Origin of the sequence: Micromonospora sp. RL09-050-HVF-A (assembly GCF_019374995.1) — a bacterium.
GTDB lineage: Bacteria > Actinomycetota > Actinomycetes > Mycobacteriales > Micromonosporaceae > Micromonospora > Micromonospora antibiotica.
The window spans coordinates 2,678,309-2,693,414 of sequence record NZ_JAGKQP010000002.1; the positions used below are offsets into that span (position 1 = coordinate 2,678,309).

Consider the following 15,106-nt stretch of genomic DNA (forward strand, 5'->3'; position numbering starts at 1 on the left):
AACCCGTGCGGTGACCGATTCCTATTTCGTCACGGAGGGCTATGCTGCCGGGGCGACGTACCACGGGGACCGTTTTGAGCCGGCCCCGTCCCGGGTAGCTGGACAGCTCGTATCGGACAGCTGGACAGCATGCCCCATCATCGACTCACCCCGCACCACCCGACACGCGCTGGAGGTTTGCGTTGACGGACGACGTCCTGGTCGTACACGGAGGTACCCCGCTCGAAGGGCGGATCCGCGTGCGCGGCGCGAAGAACCTGGTCTCCAAGGCGATGGTCGCGGCCCTGCTGGGCGACTCGCCCAGCAGGCTGTTCGACGTCCCCAAGATCCGTGACGTCGAGGTGGTCCGCGGGCTGCTCGGCCTACACGGGGTGAAGGTGACCGACGGCACCGAGGACGGCGAGCTGGTCTTCGACCCGTCCAACGTCGAGAGCGCCAGCACCGACCAGATCAACGTGCACGCCGGGTCCAGCCGGATCCCGATCCTGTTCTGCGGCCCGCTGCTGCACCGGCTCGGCCACGCGTTCATCCCCGACCTGGGCGGCTGCCACATCGGCCCCCGCCCGATCGACTTCCACCTCCAGGCGCTGCGCGAGTTCGGCGCGACGGTGGAGAAGACCCCCGAGGGTCTGCACCTGTCCGCACCCAACGGGCTGCACGGCACGAAGTTCGCCCTGCCGTACCCGAGCGTCGGCGCGACCGAGCAGGTGCTGCTGACCGCGGTGATGGCCGAGGGCGTCACCGAGCTGCGCAACGCCGCCGTCGAGCCCGAGATCATCGACCTGATCTGCATCCTGCAGAAGATGGGCGCGATCATCAAGGTGCACACCGACCGGGTGATCGAGATCCAGGGCGTCAAGCGGCTGCACGGCTACAGCCACCGGCCGATCCCGGACCGGATCGAGGCGGCGAGCTGGGCGGCGGCGGCGCTGGCCACCCGGGGTCACGTCGAGGTGCTCGGCGCGCAGCAGGCCGACATGATGACCTTCCTCAACATCTTCCGCTCCGTCGGCGGCGAGTACGAGGTCACCGACGCCCGGCCGCCGAAGCTCAGCGACCCGGGCCAGGAGGGCGGCATCCGGTTCTGGCACCCCGGCGGTGAGCTGAACGCGGTGGCGTTGGAGACCGACGTGCACCCCGGCTTCATGACCGACTGGCAGCAGCCCCTCGTCGTGGCGCTGACCCAGGCCCGGGGCCTGTCGATCGTCCACGAGACGGTCTACGAGCAGCGGCTGGGCTACACCGAGGCGCTGAACACGATGGGCGCCAACATCCAGGTCTACCGGGACTGCCTCGGCGGCACCCCGTGCCGGTTCGGCCGGCGCAACTTCAAGCACTCCGCGGTGATCGCCGGCCCGAGCAAGCTGCACGCCGCCGACCTGGTCATCCCGGACCTGCGGGCCGGGTTCAGCCACCTGATCGCGGCACTCGCCGCCGAGGGCACCTCCCGGGTGTACGGCGTCGACCTGATCAACCGGGGCTACGAGGACTTCGAGGCCAAGCTGGCCAGCCTCGGCGCGCACGTAGAACGGCCGTAACCGACCGTCCCCCCGGCGGCCCCGACCGCCACCCGACGGCCCCCGTGGGCCCGTTCGACCCGCTCCACCGAGCGCCCGGTGCACCCGTGATGTGCACCGGGCGCCGTCGGGTGGCTACCCTTCACCTCGTGCCGTCGCTGTTTCGCCGCAAGTCCGCCGACTCCGACTCCTCCGCCACCGCCACGGTGGTGACCGAGGAGCCATCCGCCGCGCGCCCCCGGGGCTACACCCCGAGCAAGAAGGAACTGGGCGTCGAGACCCCGAAACGGCCGGTCGCCGGCCGCCGGCCGGCCGGTCCGACCCGGCCGCTGACCAAGGAGGAAGCCCGGGAGCAGCGCCGCAAGGCGCGCACCGAGGCCGCCGCCGAGTTCCGCCGCGAGGGCGGCCCCGGGACCGGGGGCCGGAGCGGCTGCTGGCCCGCAACGTCGTCGACTCGCGGCGGACGATCGGCACCTGGTTCTTCGGTGGCGCGTTGATCGTGCTGATCGGGTCGAACGCCGCGATGCCGCAGGCGATCCGGCTCGCCTCCAACGTCGTGTGGGGGGCGCTCGCGCTCGGCGTGGTGATCGACTCGGTGCTGATCTCCCGCCGGATCAAGAAGCTGGTGCGGGAGCGCCACCCCAACAGCGGCGAGCGGATGGGTTCGCTCTACCTCTACGCGATCATGCGGTCGATCACCTTCCGCCGGATGCGCGCCCCGGCACCCCGGGTGAACATCGGCGACCCGATCTGACCGACGTCTCCCGACGGCCCCGCCCCGGTGGCGGGGCCGTCGTCGTGTCCGGAAGCCGTCGTCGCGTCCGGAAGCCGTCGTCGCGTCCGGCGGCTCGGAACGGCGGGCGGGACCGGTCCGGGACCGGTCAGGACGGGCGGCGCGGGTCGGGGGCCGGGCTGCGGTAGAGCCGGGCCACCACGTCCTCGATGTCCGGTTCGACGATCGAGACGTCACGCAGCGCGGCCAGCCCGGCCAGCGCGGAGACCACCTCCGCCACCCCCGCCGACTCCAGCGCGTAGACCAACCGGCGGCCGTCGGCCTCGACCCGGTGCAGCGGCGCCCCCACCGGCTGCGGCGGCGTCGACAACGGGGCGTCCAACTCGGCGACGACCAGCCGGCGGGAACCGTAGCGGGCGTGCAGGGCGGCGATCGAACCGTCGTGCACCACCCGGCCGTGGTCGACCACCACCAGCCGGGCGCAGAGCCGCTCGATGTCGGCCAGGTCGTGGGTGGTCAGCACCAGCGTGGTGTCACCGGCCCGGCCCAACTCGGCGAGGAACCCCCGGACCGCCTGCTTGCTCACCACGTCCAGCCCGATGGTCGGCTCGTCGAGGAAGAGCACCTGCGGGCCGTGCAGCAGCGCCGCGGTCAACTCGCCGCGCATCCGCTGCCCCAGCGACAACTGCCGCACCGGGGTGTCCAGGAAGGCGTCCAGGTCGAGCAGGTCACGACAGCGGCGCAGCCGGGCGGCGTGGTCGGCGGCAGGCACCCGGTAGAGGTGGCGCAGCAGGTCGAACGAGTCGCCCAGCGGCAGGTCCCACCACAACTGGGACCGCTGGCCGAAGACCACCCCGATGCGCAGCGCCAGCCGGGTCCGGTCGGCGACCGGGCGCAGGCCGCAGACCCGGGCCTGACCCGCCGACGGGCTCAGCACCCCGGTGAGCATCTTCAGGGTGGTCGACTTGCCCGCCCCGTTCGGGCCGATGTAGCCGAGCATCTCGCCCTGCTCCACCCGCAGGTCGATGCCGTCCACGGCGGTGACCGTCCGCTTCTCCCGGCGTAGCCGGCCCGCCTTCACCCGTACCGTGAACTCCTTGCGTAGCCCGTCCAGTTCGATGACGCTCATGACCCCGTACTCCGGTAGTGGCGGATGCCGGTGCGCCAGGCCGTCGCCGCGAGCGCGGCGGCGACCAGGGCCACCGCCGGCGCCGCCCAGCCGGCCCACGACGGCAGGCCGAGCGGGTCGGCGCGGCCCAGCAGCGCCAGCGCCGGCTGGTAACTGACGAAGGCGAACCCCAGGCCGTACGCGAAGGCGGCCCGGAACCACCCGTCGAAGATGGTCACCGGGTACGTGGTGAAGTCCCGCCCGCCGTAGGTGACCGAGTTGGCCAGCTCACCGGAGTCCACCCACCAGAACGACACGGTGGCGGTCGCCACGAAGAGCGACCCGAAGAACACCACCCCGGCCAGCGGGGCGACCACCGCCAACGCCACCCGGGCCGGCGTCCAGTCGATCCCGGCCGAGGTCAGCGCCACCACCAGCACGCCCACCCCGAACACGCCCCGGGACACCTTGCGCAGCGGCAGGTTCATCAGCAGCAGTTGGGGCAGCGCGCCGAGCGGGCGCAGCAGCACCGCGTCGAACAGGCCGGTCCGCACGTGGGTGGGCAGCCGCTCGATGTTGCCGACCAGCAGGTCCGCCACCGCGAAGGCGCTGGCCGACAGCCCCACCATCACCAGCGTCTCGCGCAGCGTGAACCCGCCCAGCTCCCGGGTCACCCCGTAGATCACCAGGACGGTGACCACGTCGAACACGGTGGCCCCCACGTTGCCCAGCAGGTCCAGCAGGAACGATGCCCGGTACGCCGTCTGCGACCGGGCCTGCGCCCCGAGCAGCGCCCGGTACGCCCGCAACGTCCCACCCGACCGGACCGCCTCGCCGGTGCACACCCCCTGCTCAACCACCCTGCACCACCAGCCGACGTTCGGCCCGCCGCTGCACCAGCCGGCAGGCGGCCAGCACCAGCACCGCCCAGCCGAGCTGGAGCGCGACCAGGCCGACCTGGACGGCCGGCGGATCCCGCTCCACCAGCACGTCCAGCGGGGTCTGCAGCAGGCTCGGGAACGGGGTGCCACACCACAGCACCAGTTGCAGCCACTCCGGCAGAAACCGCAACGGGAAGTAGAGCCCGGCCAGCACCCCCGAGCCGAGGGTCCACAGCAGCAACGGACCCCGCGCGTCCTGCCACCAGTACGCGGTGGCGTTGACCAGGAACCGGCAACCGAAGCAGAGCACCACGGCGGTCACCACGGAGACCACGAAGAGCCCGACGGTGGGCCACCGCGACGGCAGGTAGACGTCGAAGAACAACGGCCCCACCAGGACCGGCGGCAGCAGCCGGGCCAGCGCCGCGTAGCCTGCCCGACCCAGGTCGGTGGCGAGGTAGCTGGTCACCGGGTGCACCGGGCGGAGCAGGTCGGCGGCCACGTCACCGGTGCGGATCCGGTCGGCCAGGTCGCTCCAGCCCCAGAGCAGCACCACGGCGAGCAGCCCCTGCCCCACCCAGACGAAGGTCGCGAGCTGTGGCCGGTCGTACCCACCGACGGTCCCGGAACCGGCCGCGGCCAGCAGCACCGCGCAGCGCAGGAAGCCGAACACGGTGTTGGTCACGGCACCGGCCACGGCCGCCTGCCGGTAGGTGGAGTAACGACGGAAGCCGGCCCGGGATAAAGCCCCGAATGTCCGGAACCATCGGGTAACGTTTGCGCTCGTGGCCGGTGCCACAGTGGCGGTGACCGAGCCCACGCCGTTACCCTCCTTCCGCAGCCCCGCCGTGCCGGACGGGGGACTCTACCGGCATCCCGGAGCGCCCCGCACGACAATTTGCAACGAGGTGACACCGCCGTGAGCGAGCGACGCGAGCCGGGCATCGGACCGCGCCGCACGCGTGGCCACGGAGCCCCCCGATGACGGGCGGTTGGCCCGACCGTTGGGACGCCCCGCCGGAACCCGCCTGGGTGATCGAGCCGACCGGCGAATGGCATCCCCAGTTCCCCGGCCAGCGCTACCCCGGCGACATCGGCAGCCAGTACGCCGACCCCCGGGGGCGGGTCGCCGCCTCCGGTCGTGCCGAGGTGCCCCCACTCGCCCCGACCCGCCCCGACGGCACCTACCTCGGCCGGTCCTGGGCCGACCAGCAGGACGACCAGACGAACCTCAGGGGCGAACCGCACACCGACCACGACGCGTACCGGCGACCGACCGACGACGCGTACCGGCGGCTCCCGGACGAGCCGATCTGGCAGCGGGAACGCCGTCAGCCCGCAGCGGACCGGCACGTACCCGACCGGTACGACGCACTGTCGGCCCTGGACCGGCAGACCGGTCGGACCAACTGGTCCGACCGGCGGCGCGGCACCGCCGAGCCGGCCCCGACCGGGTGGCACCGCGACCGGGCCGGCGGCGACCGGCACGACACCGACCGGCACGACACCGGGCGGCACGACGACACCGGCCGGCACGACGCCCCGCCCCGCCAGGACCGCACCGCCCCCGGTGTCACGCCGGTCTCCCCCGGCCGCCCGCCGGTATCCCCCGCCCCCCGCCACGAGCCGCCCCACGGTGCCCGGCCCGACCGGTCCACCGAACCGGGCTGGGGGGCCGCCCCGACGCAGAACCCACCCCGCCGCCGGGTCACCGGGGAACGCCCCAGCGCCGACCGTCGCACCACCGACGACACACACGACTACGACCGGCTGACCGCCGAGGACTTCGCCGAGCCCGACCAGCGGGCCGGCAACGGCGCGCAGCACCGCACCACCGGTGGGTACGAACCTCTCCCGGCCCGGCCGGCACCGACCGGACGGGACCTGCCACCCCGGTTCCGCGACGACGACCCGCAGCGGTCCCCCCGCCGGGACGACGACGGACGACCCGCCGCGCACAGCCACGACGACCAGCGGTACCGCCTGCCCGGGGACGCCCCACGGCACCGCCCGCCCGACGGCGGCCGAGGGGCGATGGCCGCCATTCCCGAGGAGCGTTGGCAGCACCCGCGCGGGCCCGACGAGCGCCGGTCGCCGGACCCACGCGAGGCGGCCGTGCGCAGCGAGTCGTACCCCGACCTACGCTCCCGCGAGGTGGTCACACCACCCCGCGAGCCGTGGAACACCTCCGGCACCGACCGGGCGGAGCCGCTGCGCCCCGCCCGGGAAGCGGAGCACGGTCGCGACGTCCGGCAGCCGTACTCCCGGCCGGAACGCCACCCGGCGGAGGCGACCCGGCCCCCGCCCCGCCTGCCCCGTCCGGCCCGTGGGGTCCCCGTCCCGGCCCGCCCCCGGCGCAGCCCGGCGAGCACCCCGCCACTGCCCGCCCGGGCGACGCCGACGCCACCAACCCGGGCGTCGGGCGGCCCGACCCGGCGCCGCCGGGCACGCCCGTACCGCCGGCCGACCTGCCGACCCGGCAGCGCCGCACCGACCGGTGGTCGCCCGCGCCCGACCCGGACGAGACCGCCCCGGTCTCGGCGCCGCCGGCCGCCCGGTTGCACCTCGAGTTCCGCCAGCCCACGCCGGCCACCCCGCCGGCCGACCGGCCCACCACGGGGTCCGGCACCGACCGGGCCGTTCCCGGGCGGACCCCGGCGGCGGCCACGGCTGGCTCCGCAACCGACCGGACCGCTCTGGAGATCACCCCGGACCGACCACGCCGGTACGTCCCACCGACGCCGGAACCCGACCCGACCGACCACCGGGACACCGCTGCCCGTACCACGTCCGGGGGTCCCGCAGCCTGGTTCCAACCCGGCCGCTCGGCCTCCGCACCAACCACGCCCGCACCGTCCAGCCCGACCACACCGCCCGGCCCAACCACAACACCGCCCGGCCCGACGCCCACGCCATCCGGCCCGACGCCTACGCCATCCGGCCCGACGCCCACGCCGCCCGGCCCGACCGTGTCGCACAGGCCGACCGCGTCGGCCGGCGCTGCGCCCGCCACGGTCGAGCCGCCGGCACCGCGCACCGGTCGACCGGCCTCCACCCCACCCCCCTCGGACGTGTCACGGGCGGAGGGCACGGAGGTCCGGGCCCCCGGTCGCCGGCCCCCGACGCCGCTCCCCGGCCGACCCCGCCCATCGCTCCCCCTCCCGCCGAGGACCGGCCGGAGACCCCGGTAGCCGACGCCGCCGACACCCGTGGGCGGCCGACCGTCGTCGACCGAGAAACGGGGTCGGCCGCCCACGGGCTCGCCGAGCGCGAAACGGGGTCGGTGGACCTGGCGCCCAGTTCCGGCACCTCCGGCACCCGACCCGGTCCCGACCGTGGTCCCCTGCCGACCGCCGGTCGGGACGCCCCGTCCCCCGTCGCCGGCCCCCCGGGTGGAACCGGGCTGCCTCCGTCAACTGACCCCGGCACGGCCGGCCCCGGCACGGTTGCCGGCTCCCGCCCGACCGCCCCTGTCACGGACGGCACCGGCACGGACGAAACCGGACCGGCCGACGACGATCCGGCCACCGGTAAAGCCACGGGCGTGAGTGCCGCCGCGGCGGCGACCGCCGCTCCCACGCCGCCCGACACCGCAACGGTGCCCGACACCTCAACGCCGCCGGGCACCACGCCACCGCCGGGCACCGCAACACCGCCCCGCCCGACAGCGCCGACCGATACCCCGCCATCGCGCGACACCACAGCACCGCCGGGCACCACGCCACCGCCCGGTACCCCGGCACGGACCGGCACCACGCCACGCGCCGGCACCACAGCACCGGTCGACACCCCGGCACTGACCAGCGCGGGGTGTCGAACGCCACGGCAGCGCCGACCGCCGCCGGAGTTCCGCCGGGCGACCTCGCACGGGCAACCGCCGCGCCCGCCACCGACGCAGTGGCCGACGCCGTCGGGCCGGCCGGTGGCACACCGGAGCCGGCCACCACCGGGACCCGACCGGACACCACCGGGGTCCAGCAGGACACCACCGGGGTCCAGCAGACCGCTACCGGGGTCCAGCCGGAGACCACCAGCCTGGCGGCGACGGTGGTCGGCGGCCTGGACCGGACGTCATCTCCGGACCGGCCCCCGGCTCCGGGGCGAGCCACGACCACGGACCCGACCACCAGCACGGAACGGAACACGGCTCCCGAAGGGGCCACGACCACCGGGCAGACCTCGACCACCGGGCAGACCTCGACCACGGACCGGTCCGGCACTGCCGAACAGGCTGCGACACCCGAGCTGGTCCCGGCCACGGGCGGTGCCGCTGCTGCCCGGCAGGCCGCGTCGACGCACCTGCCCCAGGGCGATCCGGAGCAGGCGCTGGCCGGCTACCGGTGGCAGCTGGACCCGCAGACCCTGCGCGAGGTGGTCGACGACCCGACCGAACTACGACTCATCCGCCGCCGGTTGACCGAGAAGCTCGCCTCGGCCCTGGACAACCGGGCCCGGGCCCGGCTGCTCAGTCTCCGGGCGGTGCTCTCCCGGCTGGTCGGCGACCTCGCCGACGCGGTGGCCGACGGCCGGCTCGCGCTGACCTACGCCGAGGCGACCGGTGAACTGCGGCGTACCGCGCTGGCCCGGGCGCGGCTGGCCGAGGCGCTGCGCTGGAAGGGTGAGTTCGCCGAGGCCGACCGGCTCTTCGCCGAGGCCAACTCGACGGAGCTGCCGGACCGGCTGCGGTCGGCCCTGCACGAGCACGCCGGCCGGTGCTGCTATGACCAGGGCCGGTTGATCGAGGCGTGCGGGCACTTCGAGCGGGCCCTCGACCTGCACCGGGCCGACGATCCGGAGCTGACCGAGCGGATCGGGGTGGCGCTGGACGCGGTGTACGCGCGGGCGGTGGCCCGGGAGGGGTTCGGGCCGTACCCACGCAGCCGTGACGAGGTGCGGCACGGCCGCCGGTCCCCGCGGCCCACCCAGGACGGCCGGGGCCGCTGGGGGTACGCGGACACCGACGGTGACCTCGTCGTCGACTACCGCTACGCCGAGGCGCAGCCGTTCCACGAGCGGCTGGCCTGGGTACGCCGCCCCGACCAGGCCGGCTGGGAGCTGATCGACGAGTCGGGCGTCACCCGGCTCGACACCGCGTACGCCCGGGTGCTGGCCTTCTCCGACGGCCTGGCCTGGGTGTCGCAGGGCGGCGACGCGGACTGGTCGGCGATCGAGCCCGACGGCACGGTGGTGGTGCCGGCGGGTTTCGAGGAGGTACGACCGTTCCGGGCCGGGGTGGCGGCCGTACGGCGGGGCGGCTGGGGGGCGGTGGACCGGCACGGTCGACTGGTCGTCCCCCCGCGCTACCACGGGCTCGACACGATGCTGTCCGACGGTCGCCGGCTCGACGGCTTCACCGACGAGGGGCTGGTCGTGGTGGAGCTGGCCGGCCGCCGGGGCGTGCTCGACCGCACCGGCGCGGTGCTGGTCCGGCCGGTGCACCCGGCGTTGGTGATCCATCCGGTGGCGTTCCTGGTCGGCGACGGGATGAGCCACTGGGGGGCGTTGGACCGGCGGGGCGAACCGCTGATCCCCCCGGTGCACCCCGACTGGGACACGGTGGTGGCGGAGATCGACAGGCTGCTCGCCGACACCCACCCGGTGCTCTGACACCCATCCGGTGCACCGACGCCCACCGGGTGCTCTGATGCCCGACCGCGTCGGCGGGTGCCCGGGGCCGGTCGGGGCTAGGGTCGCAGGATGGAATTCCGACACCTTGGCCGTTCGGGCCTCATGGTCAGTGAGATCTCGTACGGCAACTGGATCACCCACGGTTCCCAGGTCGAGGAGGAGGCGGCGCTGGCGTGTGTCCGGGCCGCCCTGGACAACGGCATCACCACCTTCGACACCGCCGACGTCTACGCCGGCACGCGCGCCGAGACGGTGCTCGGCAAGGCCCTCGCCGGGGAGCGCCGGGAGGGGTTGGAGATCTTCACCAAGGTCTACTGGCCGACCGGCCCCGGCCGCAACGACCGTGGCCTGTCCCGCAAGCACATCATGGAGTCGATCAACGGTTCGCTACGCCGCCTCCAGACCGACCACGTGGACCTCTACCAGGCCCACCGGTACGACTACAGCACGCCGCTGGAGGAGACGATGGAGGCGTTCGCCGACGTCGTACGTGCCGGCAAGGCGCATTACATCGGTGTGTCGGAGTGGAAGGCGTCACAGCTGCGCGAGGCGCACGCCCTCGCCCGGGAACTGCGCATCCCGCTGGTGTCCAACCAGCCGCAGTACTCGATGCTGTGGCGGGTCATCGAGGCCGAGGTGGTGCCCGCCAGCGAGGAGCTGGGCATCTCCCAGATCGTCTGGTCGCCGATGGCCCAGGGGGTGCTGTCCGGCAAGTACCTGCCGGGCCAGCCGCCGCCGGCCGGTTCCCGGGCCACCGACGAGAAGTCCGGTGCCAACTTCATCGCGCAGTGGCTGGGCGACGAGGTGCTGACCCGGGTGCAGCAGCTCAAGCCGCTCGCCGAGCAGGCCGGGCTGACCATGCCGCAGCTCGCCGTCGCCTGGGTGCTCCAGAACCGCAACGTCGCCTCGGCGATCATCGGCGCGTCCCGCCCCGACCAGGTGCACGACAACGTCAAGGCGGCCGGGGTGACCCTGGAGGCCGACCTGCTCAAGGCCATCGACGAGATCGTCGCCCCGGTCACCGAGCGGGACCCGGCCAAGACCGAGAGCCCGGCCCAGCGCCCCTGACCGGCGCCGGTCCCATCCCACCCCGTCTGGGGTGGGATGGGATCAGGTCTGCCAGAAGCGGATCAGGGACAGCGCGGTGCTGTAGAGCCACGGCGGCAGGCCCAGCAGGTCGCTCAGCCAGAAGACGGCGGTGAAGAACCAGTTGCCGATGCGCGGGTTCCACAGCAGGGCGAAGAGCAGGATGAAGCCGAACGGCGCGAACATGTCGTACATCCGGCGCCACTGCGGGTTGAGCCACGGCTGGATCATGTTGCCGCCGTCCAGGCCGGGCACCGGGAGCAGGTTCAGCACGCTCGCGGTGAGCTGGAGGAACGCCAGCAGCGCCACCCCGGCCCAGAACTCGATCGGGCCGCCCGCGTCGATGCCCACCCGCAGCACCACCACCAGCAGCAGGGTGAACAGCACGTTGGTGGCCGGGCCGGCGAGGCTGACCAGGGTGTGCCGCAACCGCCCCGGGATGGCGTGCCGGTCGACCCACACCGCCCCACCGGGCAGGCCGATGCCGCCGAGCAGCACCACCACCACCGGCAGCACGATCGACAGCAGCGGGTGGGTGTACTTGAGCGGGTTCAACGTCAGGTAGCCCCGGTGGGCGATGTCCCGGTCACCGGCCCGGTAGGCGACCACCGCGTGCGCGTACTCGTGCAGGCACAGCGAGACCAGCCAGCCGGAGACGACGAAGAGGAACACGTCGAACCGGACGTTGCCCACCCCGTTCCAGACCAACACGCCACTGGTGACGAAGAGCGCCACCAGGGCCAGGAAGATCGGGCTGGGCCGGAACGCCGCCCGGGGCACACCGAGCACCAGCGGCTCGCCCCCCGGGCGGTCGTACCCCATCACTCCGCCGTCGGCAGCAGGCTCATCCGGTAGTCCACCCGATCGTCCTCGACGAGCGTGACCGAGGTGACGCCGGACGTCGCGAGCTCCCGCCAGGTCTGACCGATCCAGGACTCGGCGTCCGCCTGGCTGCTGAACGTCTCCGCCGGCCCGTCGACCGGTGCGCCGTCCGTGCCCTCGTACCGCCAGCTCCACGCCATGCCGCGTCTCCCCTCGCCGCTCAACCGTCCCCGGGGGACGGACCCCCGCAAGCGTAGTCGGCCGGTGCGGAGCGCACCGGACGCACGCCCCCTGGCTGCCGGGTTCCGCGCAGCGTGACGGGCCCGGGCCGGCGGGCGGGGCCGGGTCGGGCGGCCTTAAGGTACGGGCATGTCCGTTGACGGGTGGAACACGGTCCTGGTGCTCGGCGGTATCCGTTCGGGCAAGTCGGAGTTCGCCGAGTCCCTGGTGGCCGAAGCCCCCACGGTGCGGTATGTGGCGACGTCGGCCGCCGCCGACCCGGACGACACCGAGTGGGCCACCCGACTGGCCGCCCACCGGGCCCGCCGGCCGGGCAGCTGGACCACCGAGGAGACCGCCGAGGACCCGCGCCGGCTCGCCGACGTGCTCGCCTCGGCCGGGCCGAACGAGACGCTGCTCGTCGACGACCTGGGCGGCTGGGTGACCGTGCTGCTCGACCCGACCCACCAGCCGGCCGACGACGTCGCCACGATCACCGAGCTGGCCGACGCGGTACGCGCCAGCGAGGCGCGGATCGTGCTGGTCAGCCCGGAGGTGGGGCTGTCGCTGGTGCCGACCACCCCGTTGGGGCGGGCGTTCACCGATGCGCTGGGCGCCGCCAACCGGGCCGTCGCGGACGCCTGCGACGCCGTCGCGCTGGTGGTCGCCGGCCAGCCGGTCTGGCTCAAGCCGGCCACCCCGGCCCGACCGGTCGACGTACCCACCCAGGCCACCCCGACCACCGGTGCGGCCGCGCCGACCGGCGGTGTGGCGGACCCGACCGGCGGCGCGCAGCCGCCGCTGCCGGACGTGCTGACCCCCACCGTGCCGGCGGCCCCGGCCGCACCGACCGCCGACGGCACCGGCTGGGCGGCACCGACCATGGCGCTGCCGGTGGTCGCCACCGGGCTCGTCATCCAGCCCGGCATGGAACTGCCGATGCCCGACGAGTACTCCGGACCGCAGGCGGTGCAGCGGCTCGGCACCCTGGACCTGCCGGGGGCAGGGCTGGGCGTGCTGGAGCGGGTGGTCGAGTTCGCCGCCGCCACCCAGGGCACGCCGACGCCTACGCCGTGGACCGGTGTCCGGGTGCTGCTACTGCACGGCGACCACGCCGGTGGCGCGGCGGCCGGGGCACCGGTCGGGGAGTCGGCCCGACTGGCCCGGCAGGCCCGCGCCGGCCGGGGTGCGTTGGCCCGGCTGGCCGCCGAGAGCGGTGCCAGCCTCCAGGTGGTGGACGCCCCGCCGTCCGCGCCGATCGAACACGGGCCGGCGCTGGACGCCGACGCCGTCGAGGCGGCGCTGCGCTACGGCTGGCGGTTGGCCGAGGAGGCCGCCGAGGCGGGCGTACGACTGCTGGTGCTGGGGGCCTGCGGCGCGGGCGCGGAGGCCGCTGCGGCGGCGGTGCTCGTCGCGACGGCCGGCGCGGAGGCCCCGACCGTGCTGGGTCGGGTGCACACCGCCGACGGCGAGATCGACGACGCCGCCTGGATGGTGCGGTGCGCGACCGTACGGGACGCCCTGCACCGCACCCGTCGCTCCCCCGCGACGCCAAGGACATCCTGGCCGAGCTGGGCGGCGGCGACGTGGCGGTGGCGGCCGGTGTGCTGCTCGGTGCGACCGCCCGCCGGGTGCCGGTGCTGCTGGACGGGCCGGTCGGGCTGGCCGCCGGCATGGTCGCCCGGGACCTGGCCGGCCAGGCCCGGCACTGGTGCCTGCTGGTCGACCACGGCGGCCACCCGGCGGTCCGGCTCGCCGCCGACGTGCTCGGCCTGACCCCGCTGCTGGACCTGCGGCTCGACCTCGGCGAGGGGGCCAACGCGCTGGCCGCCCTGCCGCTGCTGCGCTCGGTGCTGGCGCTGGCCGGGTCGCTGCCCGCGCACCCGCACCACGGTGGCCCCGACGACGAGCCCACCGGCACCACGCCGACCGGCGACGCCGCCCCGACCACGCCGACCTCCGCCACGACCACGCCGACCGGTGAGGTCGGGGCCACGCCGACCGATGAGGTCGGGGCCACCACCGCTCCGGCCACCGCCGACCGGGCCACCGGCCTCCCGGCCGGCGACGCCGCGACCGGGGCGGCGGACCCCGACGCCGGGCCGGCCGTGGCCGAGGTGGCCGATCCCGACGCCGGGCCGGCCGGGGCCGAGGTGGCGGACCCCGACGCCGGGCCGGCCGGGGCCGAGGTGGCCGATCCCGATGCCGGGCCCGCCGGGCCGGACGCCACCCCGGAGTTCGCGGAGCCGGTGCCGGCCGGCCCAGGCCCGACCACCACCGCCACCGACGCCGGGCCGGAACGCGACCCGTCCGGCCGGCGTGCCGGCTGAGTCGGGGCGCGGCGACGGGTTCCGACTGGCGCTGACCACCCTCACCACCGTGCCGGTCCGCGCCGGCCGGATCGACCGGGCCACGGCGGGCACCGCGATGGCGCTCGCCCCACTGGTCGGGGTGCTGCTCGGCGTGCTGCTCGGGGCGGTGCTGCTGGTCCTGGCCGCGCTCGCCCCACCCCTGGTCGCCGCCGGGCTGACCGTCGGAGTGGCGGCCCTGCTGACCCGGGGGCTGCACCTGGACGGGTTGGCCGACACCGTGGACGCGCTGGGGTCGTACCGGCGCGGGGCGGCGGCGCTGGAGATCATGAAATATCCGGACGTGGGCCCGTTCGGCGTGGTCGCGCTGGTGGTCGTCCTGCTGCTCCAGACGGCGACCCTCGCCGAGCTGGCCGGACGCTCCTGGCCGACGGCGCTCGCCGCGGTGGTCGCCGGCACCGCCGCCGGTCGACTCGGGATCACCCTGGCCTGCCGCCGGGGCGTACCGGCGGCCCGCCCCGACGGGATGGGCGCGCTGGTCGCCGAGACGGTCGGGCCGGTCGCACCGGTCGTCGGCACCCTCGTCGTCGCGCTGGCGGCGGTGCCGGCCGTGCCGGGCCGCCCGTGGCAGGGGCCGCTGGCCGTGCTGGCCGCCCTCGCCGTCGCCACCGGCCTGCTCCGCCATCTGGTACGCCGCCTCGGCGGGATCACCGGCGACGTGCTCGGGGCCCTCGTGGAGGTGGTGACCACGCTGGTCTACCTGGGCTTGGTGCTGTCCGGCTGAGGACGACGCGGCGCGCCGG

At 75.2% G+C, this 15,106-nt stretch carries 9 protein-coding genes and 2 pseudogenes; 6 read left to right on the forward strand and 5 right to left on the reverse strand.

All coding sequences use genetic code 11. The features are described 5' to 3' along the window. Positions 1-182: 182 nt before the first annotated feature. Together murA and J7462_RS11470 are read left to right on the forward strand one after the other, a co-directional pair. Positions 183-1,538: a UDP-N-acetylglucosamine 1-carboxyvinyltransferase gene (gene murA / locus J7462_RS11465; protein WP_208568735.1), complete on the forward strand. Its 1,356-nt coding sequence runs from the start codon at positions 183-185 to the stop codon at positions 1,536-1,538. A gap of 89 nt (positions 1,539-1,627) precedes the next feature. Further along, positions 1,628-2,271 (forward strand): annotated as a pseudogene (locus J7462_RS11470) (DUF3043 domain-containing protein). Between the two features lie 127 nt (positions 2,272-2,398). Here the strand turns inward: J7462_RS11470 and J7462_RS11475 are convergent. From J7462_RS11475 to J7462_RS11485, 3 genes are read right to left on the reverse strand one after another with little or no spacing between them, the layout of a single operon-like run. Next, on the reverse strand, positions 2,399-3,379 hold the full coding sequence (locus J7462_RS11475; RefSeq protein WP_219464046.1) for an ATP-binding cassette domain-containing protein: 981 nt from the start codon (positions 3,377-3,379) through the stop codon (positions 2,399-2,401). Continuing rightward, the gene (locus tag J7462_RS11480; protein ID WP_308290861.1) at positions 3,376-4,218 is read right to left on the reverse strand and encodes an ABC-2 family transporter protein; all 843 of its coding nucleotides are present in this window, start codon (positions 4,216-4,218) and stop codon (positions 3,376-3,378) included. The genes J7462_RS11475 and J7462_RS11480 overlap by 4 nt, the downstream gene beginning before the upstream one ends. Then, entirely contained in the window at positions 4,211-5,059 is an 849-nt protein-coding gene (locus J7462_RS11485) for an ABC-2 family transporter protein (protein WP_219464047.1), read from the reverse strand. The genes J7462_RS11480 and J7462_RS11485 overlap by 8 nt, the downstream gene beginning before the upstream one ends. Positions 5,060-8,049: 2,990 nt before the next feature. On the opposite strand from J7462_RS11485, the gene J7462_RS11490 reads away from it, so the two are divergent. Beyond that, the gene (locus J7462_RS11490) at positions 8,050-9,846 is read left to right on the forward strand and encodes a WG repeat-containing protein (protein WP_308290862.1); all 1,797 of its coding nucleotides are present in this window, start codon (positions 8,050-8,052) and stop codon (positions 9,844-9,846) included. Between the two features lie 90 nt (positions 9,847-9,936). After that, positions 9,937-10,935, forward strand: coding sequence for an aldo/keto reductase family protein (locus tag J7462_RS11495; protein ID WP_219464048.1), 999 nt, complete (start codon positions 9,937-9,939; stop codon positions 10,933-10,935). A 42-nt stretch (positions 10,936-10,977) separates the two neighbouring features. On the opposite strand, the gene J7462_RS11500 is transcribed toward J7462_RS11495, so the two are convergent. Next, positions 10,978-11,775 (reverse strand): site-2 protease family protein, encoded by a 798-nt coding sequence (locus J7462_RS11500; protein WP_208568740.1) that lies wholly within the window; start codon positions 11,773-11,775, stop codon positions 10,978-10,980. After that, positions 11,775-11,975: a hypothetical protein gene (locus J7462_RS11505; protein WP_208568741.1), complete on the reverse strand. Its 201-nt coding sequence runs from the start codon at positions 11,973-11,975 to the stop codon at positions 11,775-11,777. Before J7462_RS11505 ends, J7462_RS11500 begins: the two co-directional genes overlap by 1 nt. A gap of 169 nt (positions 11,976-12,144) precedes the next feature. On the opposite strand from J7462_RS11505, the pseudogene J7462_RS11510 reads away from it, so the two are divergent. Together J7462_RS11510 and cobS are read left to right on the forward strand one after the other, a co-directional pair. Then, positions 12,145-14,324 (forward strand): annotated as a pseudogene (locus J7462_RS11510) (bifunctional adenosylcobinamide kinase/adenosylcobinamide-phosphate guanylyltransferase). Beyond that, a complete protein-coding gene (gene cobS, locus J7462_RS11515) occupies positions 14,314-15,087 on the forward strand; it encodes an adenosylcobinamide-GDP ribazoletransferase (RefSeq protein WP_308290863.1) in 774 nt (257 codons plus the stop codon). Before J7462_RS11510 ends, cobS begins: the two are co-directional and overlap by 11 nt. Positions 15,088-15,106 lie beyond the last annotated feature (19 nt).